The following is a 14,967-nucleotide window of genomic DNA, read 5'->3' on the forward strand; positions in this document are numbered from 1 at the left end:
ACCGCCCGCACACTCACCGAGGGTGGTGCGATGAAGTACGACGAGTTCATGACGAAGGTGGGAGGACGTGCCGACGTCAGCCTCGAGACCGCCGACGCGCTCACCGCAGCCACGTTGCAGACGTTGGCGGAGCGGATCAGCGGGGGCGAGGCGACGCAGCTGGCGAAGTACCTTCCCGAAGAGCTCAGGCCGCATCTGACCGGGGCGGAGGAGCTCGCGCAGCGCTTCGACTCCCAGGCGTTCGTCCGTCGGGTCGCCGAGCGCGCAGGAACCGAGCCGGAGCGAGCGGCAACCGGCATTCGAGCGGTGTTCGCCACCCTGCGCGAGGAAACGCCACGGGAGGAGCTCAAAGACGTCCTCACCCAGCTTCCCAAGGACTACTCGAGTCTCGTTGGCGCGAAGCCCTGACGAGCGCCGGATCGCCACGTCCGCGTCAGACGCTGTCGTCACCCATTGCCTCGGCGGTCAACGTGACCGAACGCAGCCGGCCCTCCTTGGTGGGCGCCTGATGGGCGGTGATCAACTCGTCTGCGTCGGCCTCGATGCGGAATGCCTCGAGGTAGTCGGCGACCTCGCGCGCGGTTCCGACGGCGGCGTAGGTGAGCATCTGGTCGATGTGCTGGCCGGCGCCCCGCCGCAGCAGGAGGTCGGCTTCCTCGTCGGTGAAGCTCTGGCCGCGCCCGTACAGGCCGACGGCCATCGTCCGGCGCACAGCGTCCAGGTTCTCCTGCGCCTGGCGCACCGTGTCGGCCGCGATGATGTTGACCCCGGCGATGACGTACGGCGCGCCCAGCTGCGCAGAGGGCTTGAACTCGCGGCGGTAGGTGGCGACAGCGGCTCCGAGCGCCTGCGGCGCGAAGTGGCTGGCGAAGGCGTAGGGCAGGCCCAGCGCCGCGGCGAGCTGGGCGCCGAAGAGCGACGAGCCGAGGATGTACAGCGGGACCCGCGCGCCCTTGCCGGGGACCGCGTCGATGCCGGGCACCCGGGACTCACCCGCCAGGTAGGCCTGCAGCTCCAGGACGTCCTGGGGAAACGTGTCGGCCGACGTCGGCTCCCGTCGCAACGCGTACATCGTGTTCTGGTCCGAGCCGGGTGCGCGGCCCAGCCCCAGGTCGATCCGGCCCGGGTACATCGCCTCGAGCGTGCCGAACTGCTCGGCGATGACCAGCGGTGAGTGGTTGGGCAGCATGACCCCTCCAGCGCCGAGCCGGATGGAGGTCGTCTGCGCGCCGATGTGCGCGATCAACACACTGGTCGCGGAGGAGGCGATGTGCTGCATGTTGTGGTGCTCGGCGTACCAGACGCGGAGGAAGCCGTGCTCCTCCGCGCGCTGGGCGAGGGCGACGCTGGCCGCGATGCTGCTGCTGGCGGTCTCCCCGCGGGCGATGGGAGCAAGGTCGAGGACGGACAGCGGGATGCGCATGGCAGCACCCTCCAGTTGGTTGTCAGCGGCTGGGCCGGACGCATCCGGCGCCTACCCGGGCGGCCATCGAGACACCGGCCCGGCTAGTCCGACGGGGTGTCGTCCGCGCCCGCATGGCGCGCCTCGCCCTGCTCGGCCGCGGCATCCGCCTCGCCCGCCGGGTGCACGAAGCCCGGCAGCGCCCGGACCACCTCGGGCGGGATGGCCAGCCCGTCCGGGCTGGCGGGGTTGACGGCGAGCCACAGGTGCTCGCTCGGCCACGTCGCAGCCAGCTGCGCGATGGGCAGCTGGAGGGCGGTCGAGGGGTCTGCCCCCGCGGCTCGCAGCGCCTCCTCAGAGGTGAACACGGGGACGTACTGCGTGCCGTCCTGCTCGATCACCGGCAGCGCGATCGCGCCCTCGGGCGGCTCCTCACCCTCGGGCACCGCCTCCTGCGGCAGGAGCGCCGTGCTGTTCGCGAGGTCATGGAGCAGGACCTGGGGATCGACACCGCCCGGGCCTGTACCGCTCCCCGCCTGGCCGGCAGCCTGGTCGTCCGGGGCCGAAGTGCTCATGATCGTTCCTCCCACGAGACATCCACCGACGCACCACGCTAGGTCGGCCGCAACGCCGGCACATCCCGTGTTCGGGGGCCGTGTCCTCCCACGTGCGAGAGGCCCTCACAGTCAGACTGTGAGGGCCTCTCGGATGTGTAGCGGGGGCAGGATTTGAACCTGCGACCTCTGGGTTATGAGCCCAGCGAGCTACCGAGCTGCTCCACCCCGCGTCGGTGAACAGAACATTACAGCCGCGGTGCGGAGTCCCCAAATCGGGGTCAGCCGGCGAGGCCGACGGCCTCCTCGATGAGCGCGCGGCCCTCCTCCATCAGGCGGGCCCACTTCACCGTGTTGCCCGCCGCCTGGGCGGCGTCGGCCTCGGCGAACTTCGCCTCGGCCCGGCGCAGCAGGTCGCGGATCTGCGCCTGGGTGCCACCGGGTGGCGGTGTGGTCGGAGACGCGCTGGGTGACTCCGAGGGCGACGCGCTGGGCGACTCCGACGGCGTCTCGGTCGGCTCGCCGTCGGTCCCTCCCTGGTCCGCGGGCTCCGACAGCAGGGCGTCCTCGATGGCGCCGCGCAGCGTCGTACCGATGCCCACCCGACCCTCGTAGGAGACGAGCACGAAGCGCAGGATCGGGAAGTTCGACGCACCGTCGCGACGCGTGTAGACCGGCTGGACGTACATGAAGGTGTCGCCGATCGGCAGCGTCAGCAGGTTGCCGGGCACCCGGTCCGCGTCGCCCGTCGTGTAGGGCAGCAGCGCCTGGCTGACGTCCTCGTTGGTGGCGAACGTGTTGGCGATCTGCAGCGGGCCACCCGTGGGCTCGTTGGGGAGCTCGAGGACCGAGACCTTGCCGTAGTCCGCGCTCGTGGCGTCGCTGTTGACCGCCATGTAGGCCGCCAGGTTGTTCTCCTTGCGCCGCGGCACGTAGACCGACGTCAGCGACCAGGTCTCGCCGCTCCCGGTGTCGGAGAAGAGGCGGTAGGGCGGCTGCAGGCGGCTGGTGAGCTGCGGGTCGCTGGGCACCTCCCACCGGCTCGATCCCTCGAACCAGGCGGACGCGGACGTCTCGTGGTAACGCTGGAACTGGTAGCGCTGCGCCTTGAAGAAGTCCTCCGGGTAGCGCAGGTGCTCCAGCAGCGCGTCGGGGATCGAGTCCTTGTCCTGGACGACGTCGGGGAAGACCTCCTCCCACGCCTTGAGGATCGGGTCCTCCTCGTCCCACTCGTAGAGCGTCACGGTGCCGTCGTAGGCGTCCACGGTCGCCTTGACGGAGTTGCGGAGGTAGTTGATCTCGTCGGTGGGGAGGGTCTGGAAGCCGTTGTCGTTGCCCTGGAGGGCGTCGTCGGTCATCGTCTCCAGCGACTCGCGCTGCGAGAGCGGGTACTTGTCGGTGACGGTGTAGCCGTCGAGGATCCACTGGATCCGACCGTCGACGACCGCGGGATAGGGGTCGGAGTCGACGGTCAGCCACGGGGCGACCTTCTCCACCATCTGGCGCGGGTTGCGGTCGTAGAGGATCTTGGAGTTGTCGTGGACCCGGCTCGACAGCAGCAGGTTGGGCTCGCTGAAGCGCACGGCGTAGAGCAGCTGGTTGACGATGCCACCGATCGGCACCCCGGCCTTGCCCGTGTACGTCGTCGCGACGTCGTCGTCCCCGCGGTCCCCCTTGGGCAGGTCGAACTCGACCGGCTCGCCGCCGGGGCGCTGCCCGACGATGCTGTAGCTGGGGCTCTGCTCGCCGAAGTAGACGCGCGTCTCGTAGCCATCGGGTCCGGCGAGCTCCGTGAGGGCGCTCTCGTCCTCCTCCTGGCCCTCGGCCCACTGGATGCTGGTCTGCTGGACCGAGTCGTCCTCGGGGCGCTGGTTGGCGTACGCCGCGATCACGCCGTTGCCGTGGGTGTAGGCGGTGTGGAGGTTGGACCAGTTCTGGTCGCCCTCGGCGAGTCCGCTCTGGTCGAGCTCGCGCACGCCCAGCACCACCGCGCGGTCCTTGCCGTCGATCTCGTAGCGGTCCACGTCGAGCACGTCGGGCACGGAGTAGTAGGCCCGCACCTGCTGCTGCTGCTCGAAGATCTCGCTGACGATCTGTGGGTCGACCAGCGGGATGCCGCCGGTGATGCCGTCGAGCGCCTCGAGTCGGCCGTCGTCCACCACGGGAGCGCCCGCCACGGGGCGCACGTCGATCTGGTCGAGCTGGTAGGCCGCCCGCGTCGCGTCGATGTTGGCCTTGATGTAGGGGCCTTCGCGGTCCGGCACGTTGGGGTTGACCCGGATGGCCTGGACGACGGTCGGCACGATCAGGCCGAGGATGATGGCGGAGAGCGCGAACAGCGCCACCCCCACCGAGGGCAGCAGCCACGTGCGGCGCCAGATGTTGGCGAGGAAGAGCAGCGCGCAGACCACGGCGATCCCCGCGAGGATCTCCTTGGCCGGCAGCACGGCCTTGTCGTCGGTGTATCCCATGCCGGTGAAGATCGAGCCGGAGTTGGTGACGAGGTCGAAGCGGTCGAGCCAGTAGTCGACCGCCTTGGCCAGCACGAACACCGCCAGCAGCGCCGACACCTGGATCTGGGCGGCGCTGCTGAGACGCTCGCCGGGACGGGCCGAGAGCCTGATGCCGCCGAAGAGGTAGTTGACCAGCAGCGTCGCCATCAGGCCCACGACGGCGAGCGCCATGACGTAGTCGACGATGTAGTGCCAGAACGGCAGCTCGAAGATGTAGAAGCCGACGTCCTTGTTGAAGTAGGGGTCGGTGGTCCCGAAGGACTGGCTGTGCCGCCACATCGAGAAGTTGCGCCACTGCCCGGTCGCGGAGGCGCCGGCGAACAGGCCCATGACCAGCGACGCGCCGCCGATCACCCAGCCCATGCGCGGGCTGAGCAGCTCGCGGTAGCGGTCCATGCCGTCGTCCGACATGCCGGGCATGCCGGGCCACAGCAGAGGCCGGAACCGGTAGGCCATGGCGATGGTCGCGGCCACGGTCGCCGCCATCAGCCCCGCGAAGACGAGGAAGAGCCCGATCCGGGTGAGCAGGAGGGTGGTGAAGACCCCGCTGTAGCCGACGGAGCGGAACCACAGGCGCTCGGTCCAGAACGACGCGAAGCCGCTGAGGAGCATGAATCCCACGACCAGGATGATCGCGGTGATCACCAGCGCCCCCGGGCGTCGCGAGGACGGCGCGGGCTTCTGCGCAGCAGGTCCACCCGGTCCGGTGGGTCCACTGGGTCGGTCAAAGGGTGTGCTCATGCGGGCCCCTGCTCGGGTGTGTCGTTCGCGGTGTCGGTCAGCGTGTCGGTCGCGGGTTCGGCCAAGGTGGCGTGGAGGAGCTCGAGGAGGCCGGGCACCAGCTCGGTGCCGTTGACGACGGACTGCTCGTCGTCGTGGGCCCGCAGGCGCAGGGCGCAGTACGACGCTCCGGCGCGGGTTACGCCCGCCACCATCCGGACCTCCTGACGGTCGGGGTGCTCGCGGGCGAAGAGCTCGGCCGCGGTCGGGTCGTCCGGGATGTCGTCGTCGGTGCCCGGGGGCAGCACGAGCCGCTCGATCACGGCGGCGCAGCCGGACACGCTCCCCGGCCAGACGATGGTGTGCAGCGCCTCCTCGAGCGCCTGGCCCGGCGGGAGGCCCTCCTGCTCGATGGAGGTGAAGGAGCCGTCGTCACCGGGGCCGTCGATGGCCATAGCGGCTGCCAGCGCCGGCTCCTGGGCGACGAGCTGGGCGGTCTCGACGAGGGCGTAGAGCCGGGCCGGTTGGTCCCAGCCCGCCTGGGCGACGTGCGCCTCGATCTCCAGCACGGCGGCGGCCAGGGCCGGGTCCTCGGGGAGGTCCGGGGTGACAGGGGTGTCGGTGGTCATGAAGAGGTGTCCTCGCAGCTCGGGAGCGGGGCGTCGGGGTCGGCGACCCAGTCGGAGAGGGACTCGACGGCACCGTGCATCGTGGTGGCCTTCGCCAGCCGCATGCCGCCGGGGTCCACGCCTCCGATGCCGTCGCAGTTGTCGGCCGGCACGAGGAAGAGCTCGGCGCCGGCATCGCGCGCGGCGGCGATCTTCTGCTGGATGCCGCCGATCGGGCCGACCTCGCCGGTCGGGGTGATCGTGCCGGTCCCGGCGATGTCGGCGCCGTCGGTCATCGAGCCGGGCGTCAGGGTGTCGAAGATCGCGAGCGACATCATCAGACCGGCGGAGGGGCCACCGATGTTCTCGGAGATGTTGACGCTGACCCGGTAGGGGAAGTCGAAGCCGACCCCGGGCGTGATCCCGACGCGCAGGTCGCCGTTGCTGTCCTTGCGCGGGGTGACCTCGACGCTCACCCGCTCGCCCCCCCGTCGTACGACGAACGGGATCGGCTCACCGGTCTCGGCCCGGTCGACCGCGTCGACGACGTCCTGGGCGTCGGTGACCTCGGTGCCACCGACCTCGAGCAGGACGTCGCGCACCTCGAGCTCCCCCTCGGCGGGGAGCCCCGGCGTGACGTTGAGGACCTCGACGACGGGATCGAACTTCTCGCCGAGCTCGGTCAGCGCCGCGGCGATCGCGGTGTCCTGGGAGGACAGCATCGCCACCGAGGACTCGACGTCGCTGGACTCGTCGGTCTCGTCGGGGGCGTAGATCGACGAGCGCGGCCAGACCGCGGCATCGGGGTCGAAGTAGGCCCGGAGCAGCTCGGGCAGCGTGACGTCGTCCTCGGGCTGGCTGACGTAGACCGTGGTCATCCGCAGCTCGCCGTCGTCGTAGTAGGCCTTGTGGCCGGTCACCTGGACGGTCTCGTCGCCGTCGCTCTCGCCGAGGATGTCGACGGTGGGCCCGGGGTAGTAGGTGACGTAGGGCAGCGGGACGAACGCGGCGGTCCCCCACAGCACGGCCAGCAGGCACAGTGCCAGCAACCCCGCCCTGGTCCGCTGACTCATGGACGCAACTCTCTCAAACGCGCGCAACTACGACGCGCGACGGGTGCCGTCGCTCGTCGCCGCGGACCCGTGGCTGGGACGCACGGCGATGCCGGTGCTGCGATCGCGTGCGGGGGCCGCGGTGCGACGGGTGCCGGCGGGGAGCTCCTTGGCGAGGGCCTTGCCGAGGCGTTCGACGGCGACGTCGCGGTCGACCTCGCCACGACCGTCGCGACCCACCCACGACACCCACGCCATGGCGGCGACCGTCACGACGACGGCCGGCACGAGCCACAGCAGGATCTCCACGGGGCGAGCCTAGGTGCGCGGGCAGGCGGCGCGGGGCAGGCGCTACGGCGTGCCGACCCACTCCTCGCTCTGGTCGTCGAAGACCTGGTGCTTCCAGATGGGCACCTCGGCCTTGAGGGTGTCGATGAGGTCGCGCGACGCGGCGAAGGCGTCGCCCCGGTGGGCGGCCGTGGTCGCGACGACGACGGCGAGGTCGCCGATCTGCAGCGGGCCGACGCGGTGCACCGCGGCCACACCGCGTACGTCGTGCTCGGCGGCCACCCGGCGGCACACGTCCTCGAGCCGGGCCAGGGCCGACGGGTGGGCGGAGTAGTCGAGCGCGGTGACGCCCTTGCCGCCGTCGTGGTCGCGCACCTGGCCGATGAAGAGGGTCAGCCCGCCGGCCCCGTCGTCGCCGAGCGCGTCGACGACCTCGGTCACGTCGAGCGGGGTGTCACGGATGGCGACGAGGCGCACGGGGTCACTCACGGGCCCGAGTGTAGGCGCGGGCGCCGTCGCAGGGGTGTCGGAGGGAGCGTGCCGGGTCTGGGGAGGGTGGGTACGGTTGAGGGCATGAGTGACACCCCCGGAGGCCCCGGATCGTCCGATCAGGGCCCCGACGACAACAACCCCTTCAAGGGCACGCCCTTCGAGCAGATCTTCTCCCAGATGGGCGGGTTCGGTGCCGGTGGCGGCATGCCCGACCTCAACGCGCTGATGTCGCAGATGCAGTCGCTGTTCGCCCCGCACGACGGCCCCGTCAACTGGGACACGGTCCTCGACCTGGCGCGCCGCGCCGCCGCGCAGGAGCCAGACCCGACCGTCAGCACCGCGCAGTCGGGTGCCGTCGCCGACGCCGTACGCCTCGCCGACCACTGGCTCGACACCACCACCGGGTTCCCCTCCGGCGTGACCACCACCGCCGCCTGGTCCCGCGCGGAGTGGATCGTGGAGACCATCGATGTCTGGAAGGTCCTCGTGGAGCCGATCGCCGGGTCCGCGACCGCGGCGCTCGGCCAGGCCATGCCCGAGGAGATGCGCCAGCTCGCCGGGCCGCTGATCGCCATGCTCGGCAAGGCCAGCGGCGCGATGGTGGCCTCGCAGGTCGGCAGCGGGCTGGGTGCCCTCGCCGGCGACGTGCTGAGCGCCTCCGACATCGGCCTGCCCCTCGGTCCGATCGGCAAGGCGGCGCTGCTGCCGACCAACGTGGAGGCGTTCTCCGCCGAGCTGCCCGACGTCACCACCGACGACGTGCTGCTCTACCTCGCCCTGCGCGAGGCCGCCCACCAACGGCTGTTCGCCGGTGTCCCCTGGCTGCGCGACCACCTGATCAGCGCGGTGTCGGAGTACGGCGCGGGCATGGACTTCGACACCTCCGCCATGGAGGAGAAGATGCGCGACATCGACCTCGGCAACCCGAGCGCGATGCAGGACGCGCTGTCCGGCGGCTTGTTCGACCCCGAGCCGTCGCCGGCGCAGAAGGCGGCGCTGGAGAAGCTCGAGGTCACCCTCGCGCTCGTGGAGGGCTGGGTCGACGAGGTGGTCAGCCAGGCCACCGCCGACCGGATGCCGGCCGCCGCCAAGCTGCAGGAGACCGTACGCCGTCGGCGTGCCGCCGGCGGACCGGCCGAGCAGACCTTCGCCACGCTGGTCGGCCTCGAGCTGCGGCCGCGCCGGCTGCGCGACGCCTCGACGCTGTGGGGCTCGCTGCGCACCCGCCAGGGCACCGAGGCCCGCGACGGCGTCTGGATGTCGCCGCACCTGCTGCCCACGGCCGCCGACCTCGACGACCCGCTGGGCTTCCGTGAGGACTCGGTCGCGCCCGGCGAGCTCTCCGACGAGGACTTCGACGCCGGCCTGCGCGACCTGCTCGACGGCGGCGACGGATCCGACGGCCGACCCGCCGAGTGAGCCTCCACTGCGACGCCCGGGCCCTGCTGTCCGGGTGGACACCGCCGAGCGCCCGCGACGCCGAGCTGCGGGAACGGTTCCTGGCCCACCTCGACACGCATCCCACTGGGATGACGCGCGACTGCCTCCCGGACCACCTGACCGCCGGGACCATCGTGCTGACGCCCGCCGCCGACGCCGTCCTGCTCAACCACCACCGCAAGGCCGGGGGCTGGTTCGCGTTCGGCGGGCACTGCGAGCCCGGCGACACCACCGTCGCCGGCGTGGCGCTCCGTGAGGCGCACGAGGAGTCCGGGCTGACCGCGCTCGACTTCGACCCGGTGCCGCTCGACCTCGACGAGCACGCGGTGGAGTTCTGCTCCCCCGGCACGACCGTGCACCACCTGGACGTGCGCTTCGTCGCCACCGCCGAGCGCGACGCCGCGCACGCGGTCAGCGAGGAGTCGCTCGACGTGCGGTGGTGGCCGGTCGACGCGCTGCCCGAGGTCTACCCCGACATGCGGCGGTTGATCGGCGACGCGGTGGCGCGGCTCACGCAGTGAGCCGCGACGGCTAGAGACCGACCTCGGGGGTCAGGGTCGCTCCGACGCCCCCGCCTGCGGGGGTGACCACAACGGTCACGGAGTCGCCGGCGAAGGCGTACGAACGGCGCAGGACGAAGACCACCGTCTCGTTCGCGCCGGCGGCCAGCTGGGTGTTCCTGGTGAACGTGGCCGCGTCGCCGGCGGTGTCGAGCGTCGTCAGGGTCCACCCCGCAGGAGCCAATGGCTGAAGGCCCGCCGCGGACAGCTCCTCGGCGATCGAGATCGTGACCGACAGTGCGGTGGTCGGCCCACTGCCGGCGTTGCGCAGCACGACCGTGGTCTCGATCCGCTGCGCGAGGCTCCAGAAGCCGAGGATCCTGGTCGTCGCGGTGCTCGTCGACAGGTTCGACCCCGACGTCGCATAGGCGGGGGCCGCGGTCGCCATGGCGACCACCGGGACGGTCCAGGCAAGGGCGCCGGCCTTGAGCACCTGACGTCGTTCGGGTTGCGGCAGTGACACGTGTTCCCCCTGAGCTCACCCCGAGACCATCCACTCGCGGGGAAGACCCCCGTCAAGTCCCGCCTGACACTACGTCCGGCGGGACGCGCTCACAGCAGAACGCCCGGATCCGCCTCGCCACCCGGGGGTGGCTCGAGGCGCGCGGCCGCCGAGTAGCCCTCGAGGTAGCCCTTGGCCTTGTCCGCCTTGGGGTAGCGGTCCACCCACGCCCAGAACTCCGGCGTGTGACCCGCCTCCAGCAGGTGCGCGAGCTCGTGGACCATGACGTAGTCGACCACCCAGTCGGGCATCTTCTGGAGGCGGTCGCTCAGCCGGATGGTGCGATCGCCCGGGGTGCAGGAACCCCACCGGGCGCTCTGGTTGGTCACCCACCGCACCGACGCCGGCACGGCGAGGCCGCCGAGGTAGAGGTCGTTGAGCCGGGCCGCGCGAGCGACGAGGTCGTCGTCGGAGCGCGGCTTGCGCCGCTCCTGGCGCTCGATCCGCGCCACCATGTCGGCGACCCAGGTCGCCTCGTCGCGCTTGCTCATCGTCGCCGGGATGAGCACCACGATGCACTCGCCGTCGCGATAGGCCGAGACCGTGCGCCGGCGACGGCGCGAGCGGCGCACCTCCACGGCGGGGGTCCCGGTCGACGAGCTCATGCGCCGAATTTAGCCCTCACCCCCGACACCGACCCGTCAACGCGCGGATCAGAGGCGGGCGGCCGCCCACTCCAGCAGCCGGTCGCGCTCCCAGGTGTTGACGATCCGGTCCGGGTCGATGCCGGCGTCGGTCGCCCGCGCGGCGCCGTAGTCGAGCATGTCGAGCTGGCCGGGCGCATGGGCGTCGGAGTCGATGGAGAAGAGGCAGCCCAGGTCGCGGGCCAGCTCCAGCAGCGCCGTCGGCGGGTCGCGACGCTCGGGTCGCGAGTTGATCTCCACCGCGACGCCCTCCTCCGCGCAGGCGGTGAAGACGGCCTTCGCGTCGAACTGGCTCTGCGCCCGGGTGCCGCGGTTGCCCGTGACCAGCCGACCGGTGCAGTGGCCGAGCACGTTGGTGTGCGGGTTGCGGACGGCGCCGACCATCCGGCGCGTCATCGGCGCCGGCTCCATCTTGAGCTTGGAGTGCACCGACGCGACGCGGACGTCGAGCCGGTCGAGCATCTCCGGGGTCTGGTCGAGCGACCCGTCGTCGAGGATGTCCACCTCGATCCCTTTCAGCAGGGTGAACGCGCCCCCCAGGTGCTGGTTGACCGCCTCCACCACGCCGAGCTGGCGGGTGAGCCGCTCGGCGCTGAGGCCGTTGGCCACCCGGAGCCGGGGGCTGTGGTCGGTGAGCACGAGGTAGTCGTGGCCGAGCTCCATCGCGGTCATGGCCATCTCCTCCAGCGGCGAGCCGCCGTCGGACCAGTCGGAGTGCGCGTGCAGGTCGCCGCGCAACCGCGCCCGCAGCGCTTCGCCGCCCGTCGCGAGCGGGCCGGCCGTCTTCTCCAGCGCGACCAGCCGCTCCGGTACGACGCCGCGGCAGGCGTCGGTGATCACGGCCGCGGTGCTGGGCCCGATGCCGGCCAGCTCGGTGAGCGTGCCGGCCTCCGCGCGGCGGCGTACGTCCTGCTCGTCGAGCGGCAGGATCGTGCGCGCCGCGTTGCGGAAGGCCTCGATGCGGCGGCTCTCCTCGCGCTGGCGCTCCATCAGGAAGGCGATCCGCCGCAGCGTCGCGACCGGGCCGGGTGCCTCCGTCGTCATGGTCGTCTCCTCCGCTGTCGCGTCACGTCACTCGCCGCGGAACTCCGGGGCCCGCTTCTCCCTCGCCGCGGCGATGCCCTCCTGCAGGTCCGCGGTCGCCAGCGTCAACGGCTGGGCCAGGGCCTCCCACTGGAGGGCCGACTCGAAGTCGGCATGGCCGCCGTCGGCCAGCGCGATCTTGGTGAGCCGGCTCGCGATGGGCGCCGTGGCGGCGATGCCGGCCGCGGTCGCGAGCACCTCGTCGAGGAACCCGTCGGGCTCGACCACGCGCGACACCATGCCGAGCCGGAGCGCCTCGTCGGCGTCCACGATCCGGCCGGTGAGCAGCAGGTCGCGCGCGTGCGCGGGCCCGACCACGTTGGGCAGGAGCCAGGTGCCGGCCATCCCCGCGTGCATGCCGAGCGTGTTGAAGGGCAGGCCGAGCCTGGCGCCGTCGGCGGCGTAGCGGATGTCGCAGGCCAGCGCGAGGCACAGCCCGGCGCCGATCGCGTGGCCGTTGACGGCGGCGATGGTCGGCACCTCGAGCCTCCGGATGGAGAGCCATGCGCGGTAGAACGGCATCATCCGCGAGCGCAGCTGGTCGACGCTCGCGTCGGGCTCGCTGGCGATCCACGAGGTGTTGCCGCCGGAGCAGAAGGCGCTGCCCTCCCCGGTGACGACCACCGCCCGGACCGACGGGTCGGCGGCCAGCTCGTCGATCGCGGCGACCCACGACGAGGTCATCTCGTCGCTCATCGCGTTGCGCATGCCGGGGTTGTCGAGGGTCAGCAGGGCGACCCCTGCGGAGGGGCGCTCGAGGCGCAGGTGGGTGAGGTCAGCCATGCGCTGAGAGTACTGATCGGGCCGCACGGCACATCATCCGGTTTCACGCTCAGCGCGTGTGGTGCGTGAGCGTGGGCCACGCGTGGCGTAGGGTCGTCGACGGAGCGCTGGCAGACGCCGGCTTCCCCGGCGGGCTTCCCCTTAGACAACCCCGTCGCGACGACCAAGAAGAAACAAGCAAGGAGGCCGTCATGGCGGAGACCTGGAGCGGTGAGTTCTACTGCGTCAAGTGCAAGGAGAAGCGCGAGGCGGAGGGCGAGATCAAGGTCAACGACAAGGGCACCAAGATGGCCAAGGGCGTCTGCCCGGTCTGCGGTACCAACCTGAACCGCATCCTCGGCAAGGCGTGAGCCTCAGCCCTTGAGCTGATGGCTGGCGGCGTCACCCACGGGTGGCGCCGCCGCTTGCATTTCCCCTGTGGACGGCCGCCCGCCGCGCCGTCCCGCGTGGCAGCGTCGGGCCCATGCCCGAGACCGCCTCCTCGCCGCGGGTGCAGCTCGACTGCCCCGCCGCGTGGCACGAGCCCGTCGGCGCCGCCCTGGCGGCCGCGGGGGTCGTCGTCGATCCGCACGCGGCCGTCGGTGTCAGCGTGGCCCCGGGCCGGCTGGTCTCGGCCACCGTCGACGACTGGAGCGTCTCCTCGCTCCCCCACCTGCTGGTCGGGGTCTGGCCCCACGCCGTGGAGATCGGCCCGTGGGCGGCACCCGGCATCGGGCCGTGCGCCCGCTGCGTGGCGGCATCCGTCCTCGACGACGGCAGCACGCTGCGCCACGTCACGGTGCCCCGGGCGCTGATGACGATGGCCGCGGGCGTCGCCGCCCGTGACCTGGGCATGTGGGCCCACGGCGAGACGCCGCACACCTGGCTCACGTCGTGGCGCGTCGACCACGAGCCGCTCCCCCGTGCCCGCCGCTGGCAGCGGCACCCCTACTGCGGCTGCGCGTGGTTCGACACGGCGTGATCCGCGATCCGGTGGGTGGGCGGATCGATCACCACCACTCGCTGTCGAGCTTGCCCTCCATGGCCCGCAGGTGGGTGCGCGAGCAGGTGTCGCAGTAAGTGCGGCGCCGGCCGTTCTCGACCGATGTCGTCCAGGTCAGGGTCTCGCCCTCCGGGGCCTGGGTGCCGCAGAAGTCGCAGGTGACGGTGTCGCTCACGGAGCCGAGGCTACTCCGGCGAAATGACCACGAGCCGGTACGTCGTCACCGTGACGACGTACCGGCTCGTGATTTCCTTGCTCACCCGCGATCAGGGCGAGAGCCCCCGTGGATCAGGCTCGTCACATCGCGCGAGCGAGGGCGAGACGCGCCTGCTGCGCGGCCTGCTCGGCCTTGCGGCTCATCCGACGGGCCATCATCAGGTGGTGGCCGCGTCGCAGCTCGTGCGCCTCTCCCAGGCGCGCGGACATTTGCGCGCGTGCGAGTTCTTCATGCATGAGATTCATGGCAGTGCTTCCGTTTCGGTAGGTCTTCATGGAGGTGTTGGTTCCTGTACTTCTTCGGAGGGATGAGTGCGGTGCGCCTACGCGGCTGCCCCGTCCTTCTGGATCTGCTCGGCCTGAGCTGCGACCTGCTCGGACTTGCGGGGCCGGCCTCGCGGCCGCTTGCGCGGGATCACCACGCCCTGGAGGAAGAGCTCGCCTCCCCAGACGCCCCACGGCTCGCGCCGCTCGAGGGCTCCGTCGAGGCAGAGCGCCCGCACGGGGCATTCCGTGCACAGGGCCTTGGCGTGCTCGACGTCCGCGGGGGACTCGGCGAACCACAGCTCTGCGTCGTTGACGCGGCAGGGCAGGAACTCTTCATCCACTCCGGCGGCTGCGTCGTGCAGGGCTCCCAGAGGAGCGTGGAGCTCCGGCTGGATCCTGACATCGGCAACGCAGGGGCGAACGAGTTCAGTGATGGTCATGTGTTTTCACCTCCTCCTCGTTGACCTGATCGCGGGTGTTGGACAAGACGCTGATGGACAAACAGAAAGGCCGCGGATCCCGGTGAGGGTTCCGCGGCCTGGAGGCTGCCGATGCGAGGTGTGACCTAGCTCGACGGACTCCAGGCAGGAGAACCCGGGAAATCGCCCTTGACGCGAACGATGGCGGCGGCGTCGCCCTGGACAGCCACCACACCGGCGCCGAGGACGCGCGCGTGCGCGCAGGGGCGGCCGAGGGTGGACATGCCGAAGGACGGCGTCCAAGCCGTCATCGTCATCGTGTAGTTCTCCATGCTGGCCACCTCCTTCGGGGCATCGGGCGCGAATCGTTGTCAGCGATCCCATGCGCGTGGGGTTGTTGTGAGAGGAACGCTAAGCCCTGACCATCGTCAGGGGCAAACCA

General features: G+C 71.4%; 20 protein-coding genes and 1 tRNA gene. 5 read left to right on the forward strand and 16 right to left on the reverse strand.

Translation table 11 applies throughout. The features are described 5' to 3' along the window. Positions 1-30 precede the first annotated feature (30 nt). Positions 31-408 (forward strand): DUF2267 domain-containing protein, encoded by a 378-nt coding sequence (locus tag JWN97_RS19770; protein WP_297627058.1) that lies wholly within the window; start codon positions 31-33, stop codon positions 406-408. Positions 409-433: 25 nt separating this feature from the next. On the opposite strand, the gene JWN97_RS19775 is transcribed toward JWN97_RS19770, so the two are convergent. The 8 genes from JWN97_RS19775 to JWN97_RS19810 all read right to left on the reverse strand — a co-directional run bounded on the left by JWN97_RS19775 (position 434) and on the right by JWN97_RS19810 (position 7,626). Further along, entirely contained in the window at positions 434-1,423 is a 990-nt protein-coding gene (locus tag JWN97_RS19775; RefSeq protein WP_297627060.1) for an LLM class flavin-dependent oxidoreductase, read from the reverse strand. An 83-nt stretch (positions 1,424-1,506) separates the two neighbouring features. Further along, positions 1,507-1,977, reverse strand: coding sequence for an SseB family protein (locus JWN97_RS19780; RefSeq protein ID WP_297627063.1), 471 nt, complete (start codon positions 1,975-1,977; stop codon positions 1,507-1,509). Between the two features lie 138 nt (positions 1,978-2,115). Then, positions 2,116-2,189, reverse strand: a tRNA-Met gene (locus JWN97_RS19785). A 48-nt stretch (positions 2,190-2,237) separates the two neighbouring features. Next, positions 2,238-5,210, reverse strand: coding sequence for a UPF0182 family protein (locus JWN97_RS19790; RefSeq protein WP_297627066.1), 2,973 nt, complete (start codon positions 5,208-5,210; stop codon positions 2,238-2,240). Beyond that, a complete protein-coding gene (locus tag JWN97_RS19795; protein ID WP_297627070.1) occupies positions 5,207-5,818 on the reverse strand; it encodes a PPA1309 family protein in 612 nt (203 codons plus the stop codon). The genes JWN97_RS19790 and JWN97_RS19795 overlap by 4 nt, the downstream gene beginning before the upstream one ends. Further along, on the reverse strand, positions 5,815-6,870 hold the full coding sequence (locus JWN97_RS19800; protein WP_297627073.1) for a S16 family serine protease: 1,056 nt from the start codon (positions 6,868-6,870) through the stop codon (positions 5,815-5,817). The genes JWN97_RS19795 and JWN97_RS19800 overlap by 4 nt, the downstream gene beginning before the upstream one ends. Positions 6,871-6,897: 27 nt before the next feature. After that, entirely contained in the window at positions 6,898-7,158 is a 261-nt protein-coding gene (locus tag JWN97_RS19805) for a hypothetical protein (RefSeq protein WP_297627076.1), read from the reverse strand. A gap of 42 nt (positions 7,159-7,200) precedes the next feature. Beyond that, the gene (locus JWN97_RS19810) at positions 7,201-7,626 is read right to left on the reverse strand and encodes a molybdenum cofactor biosynthesis protein MoaE (RefSeq protein WP_297627079.1); all 426 of its coding nucleotides are present in this window, start codon (positions 7,624-7,626) and stop codon (positions 7,201-7,203) included. 84 nt (positions 7,627-7,710) lie between these two features. On the opposite strand from JWN97_RS19810, the gene JWN97_RS19815 reads away from it, so the two are divergent. Next, positions 7,711-9,048 (forward strand): zinc-dependent metalloprotease, encoded by a 1,338-nt coding sequence (locus JWN97_RS19815; protein ID WP_297627082.1) that lies wholly within the window; start codon positions 7,711-7,713, stop codon positions 9,046-9,048. Further along, positions 9,045-9,590 carry an NUDIX domain-containing protein gene (locus JWN97_RS19820; protein ID WP_297627085.1) on the forward strand — a complete coding sequence of 182 codons (546 nt, stop codon included), beginning with the start codon at positions 9,045-9,047 and terminating at the stop codon, positions 9,588-9,590. Before JWN97_RS19815 ends, JWN97_RS19820 begins: the two co-directional genes overlap by 4 nt. Positions 9,591-9,600: 10 nt before the next feature. Here JWN97_RS19820 and JWN97_RS19825 read toward each other — a convergent pair whose 3' ends face one another. From JWN97_RS19825 to JWN97_RS19840, 4 genes are all read right to left on the reverse strand, one after another. Next, positions 9,601-10,092 carry a hypothetical protein gene (locus tag JWN97_RS19825; protein ID WP_297627087.1) on the reverse strand — a complete coding sequence of 164 codons (492 nt, stop codon included), beginning with the start codon at positions 10,090-10,092 and terminating at the stop codon, positions 9,601-9,603. Between the two features lie 89 nt (positions 10,093-10,181). Then, a complete protein-coding gene (locus JWN97_RS19830) occupies positions 10,182-10,736 on the reverse strand; it encodes a M48 family metallopeptidase (protein WP_297627090.1) in 555 nt (184 codons plus the stop codon). 48 nt (positions 10,737-10,784) lie between these two features. Next, positions 10,785-11,819 carry a PHP domain-containing protein gene (locus JWN97_RS19835; protein ID WP_297627093.1) on the reverse strand — a complete coding sequence of 345 codons (1,035 nt, stop codon included), beginning with the start codon at positions 11,817-11,819 and terminating at the stop codon, positions 10,785-10,787. A gap of 27 nt (positions 11,820-11,846) precedes the next feature. Beyond that, the gene (locus JWN97_RS19840) at positions 11,847-12,641 is read right to left on the reverse strand and encodes an enoyl-CoA hydratase/isomerase family protein (RefSeq protein ID WP_297627095.1); all 795 of its coding nucleotides are present in this window, start codon (positions 12,639-12,641) and stop codon (positions 11,847-11,849) included. A 191-nt stretch (positions 12,642-12,832) separates the two neighbouring features. On the opposite strand from JWN97_RS19840, the gene JWN97_RS19845 reads away from it, so the two are divergent. Both JWN97_RS19845 and JWN97_RS19850 read left to right on the forward strand, forming a co-directional pair. Next, a complete protein-coding gene (locus JWN97_RS19845) occupies positions 12,833-12,991 on the forward strand; it encodes a DUF5679 domain-containing protein (RefSeq protein ID WP_090969683.1) in 159 nt (52 codons plus the stop codon). Between the two features lie 113 nt (positions 12,992-13,104). Beyond that, positions 13,105-13,602, forward strand: a complete 498-nt coding sequence (locus JWN97_RS19850) for a hypothetical protein (RefSeq protein WP_297627098.1) — start codon at positions 13,105-13,107, stop codon at positions 13,600-13,602. Positions 13,603-13,630: 28 nt separating this feature from the next. On the opposite strand, the gene JWN97_RS19855 is transcribed toward JWN97_RS19850, so the two are convergent. The 4 genes from JWN97_RS19855 to JWN97_RS19870 form a co-directional block, all read right to left on the reverse strand. Continuing rightward, complete coding sequence (locus JWN97_RS19855) at positions 13,631-13,798, reverse strand: hypothetical protein (protein ID WP_297627101.1); 168 nt, start codon at positions 13,796-13,798, stop codon at positions 13,631-13,633. Between the two features lie 122 nt (positions 13,799-13,920). Continuing rightward, positions 13,921-14,115: a hypothetical protein gene (locus tag JWN97_RS19860; protein WP_297627104.1), complete on the reverse strand. Its 195-nt coding sequence runs from the start codon at positions 14,113-14,115 to the stop codon at positions 13,921-13,923. Between the two features lie 47 nt (positions 14,116-14,162). After that, entirely contained in the window at positions 14,163-14,546 is a 384-nt protein-coding gene (locus tag JWN97_RS19865; RefSeq protein ID WP_297627107.1) for a WhiB family transcriptional regulator, read from the reverse strand. A gap of 125 nt (positions 14,547-14,671) precedes the next feature. Continuing rightward, entirely contained in the window at positions 14,672-14,857 is a 186-nt protein-coding gene (locus JWN97_RS19870) for a hypothetical protein (RefSeq protein ID WP_297627110.1), read from the reverse strand. Positions 14,858-14,967: the final 110 nt, after the last annotated feature.

Source organism: Nocardioides sp. (assembly GCF_025965415.1).
Classification (GTDB): Bacteria; Actinomycetota; Actinomycetes; order Propionibacteriales; family Nocardioidaceae; genus Nocardioides.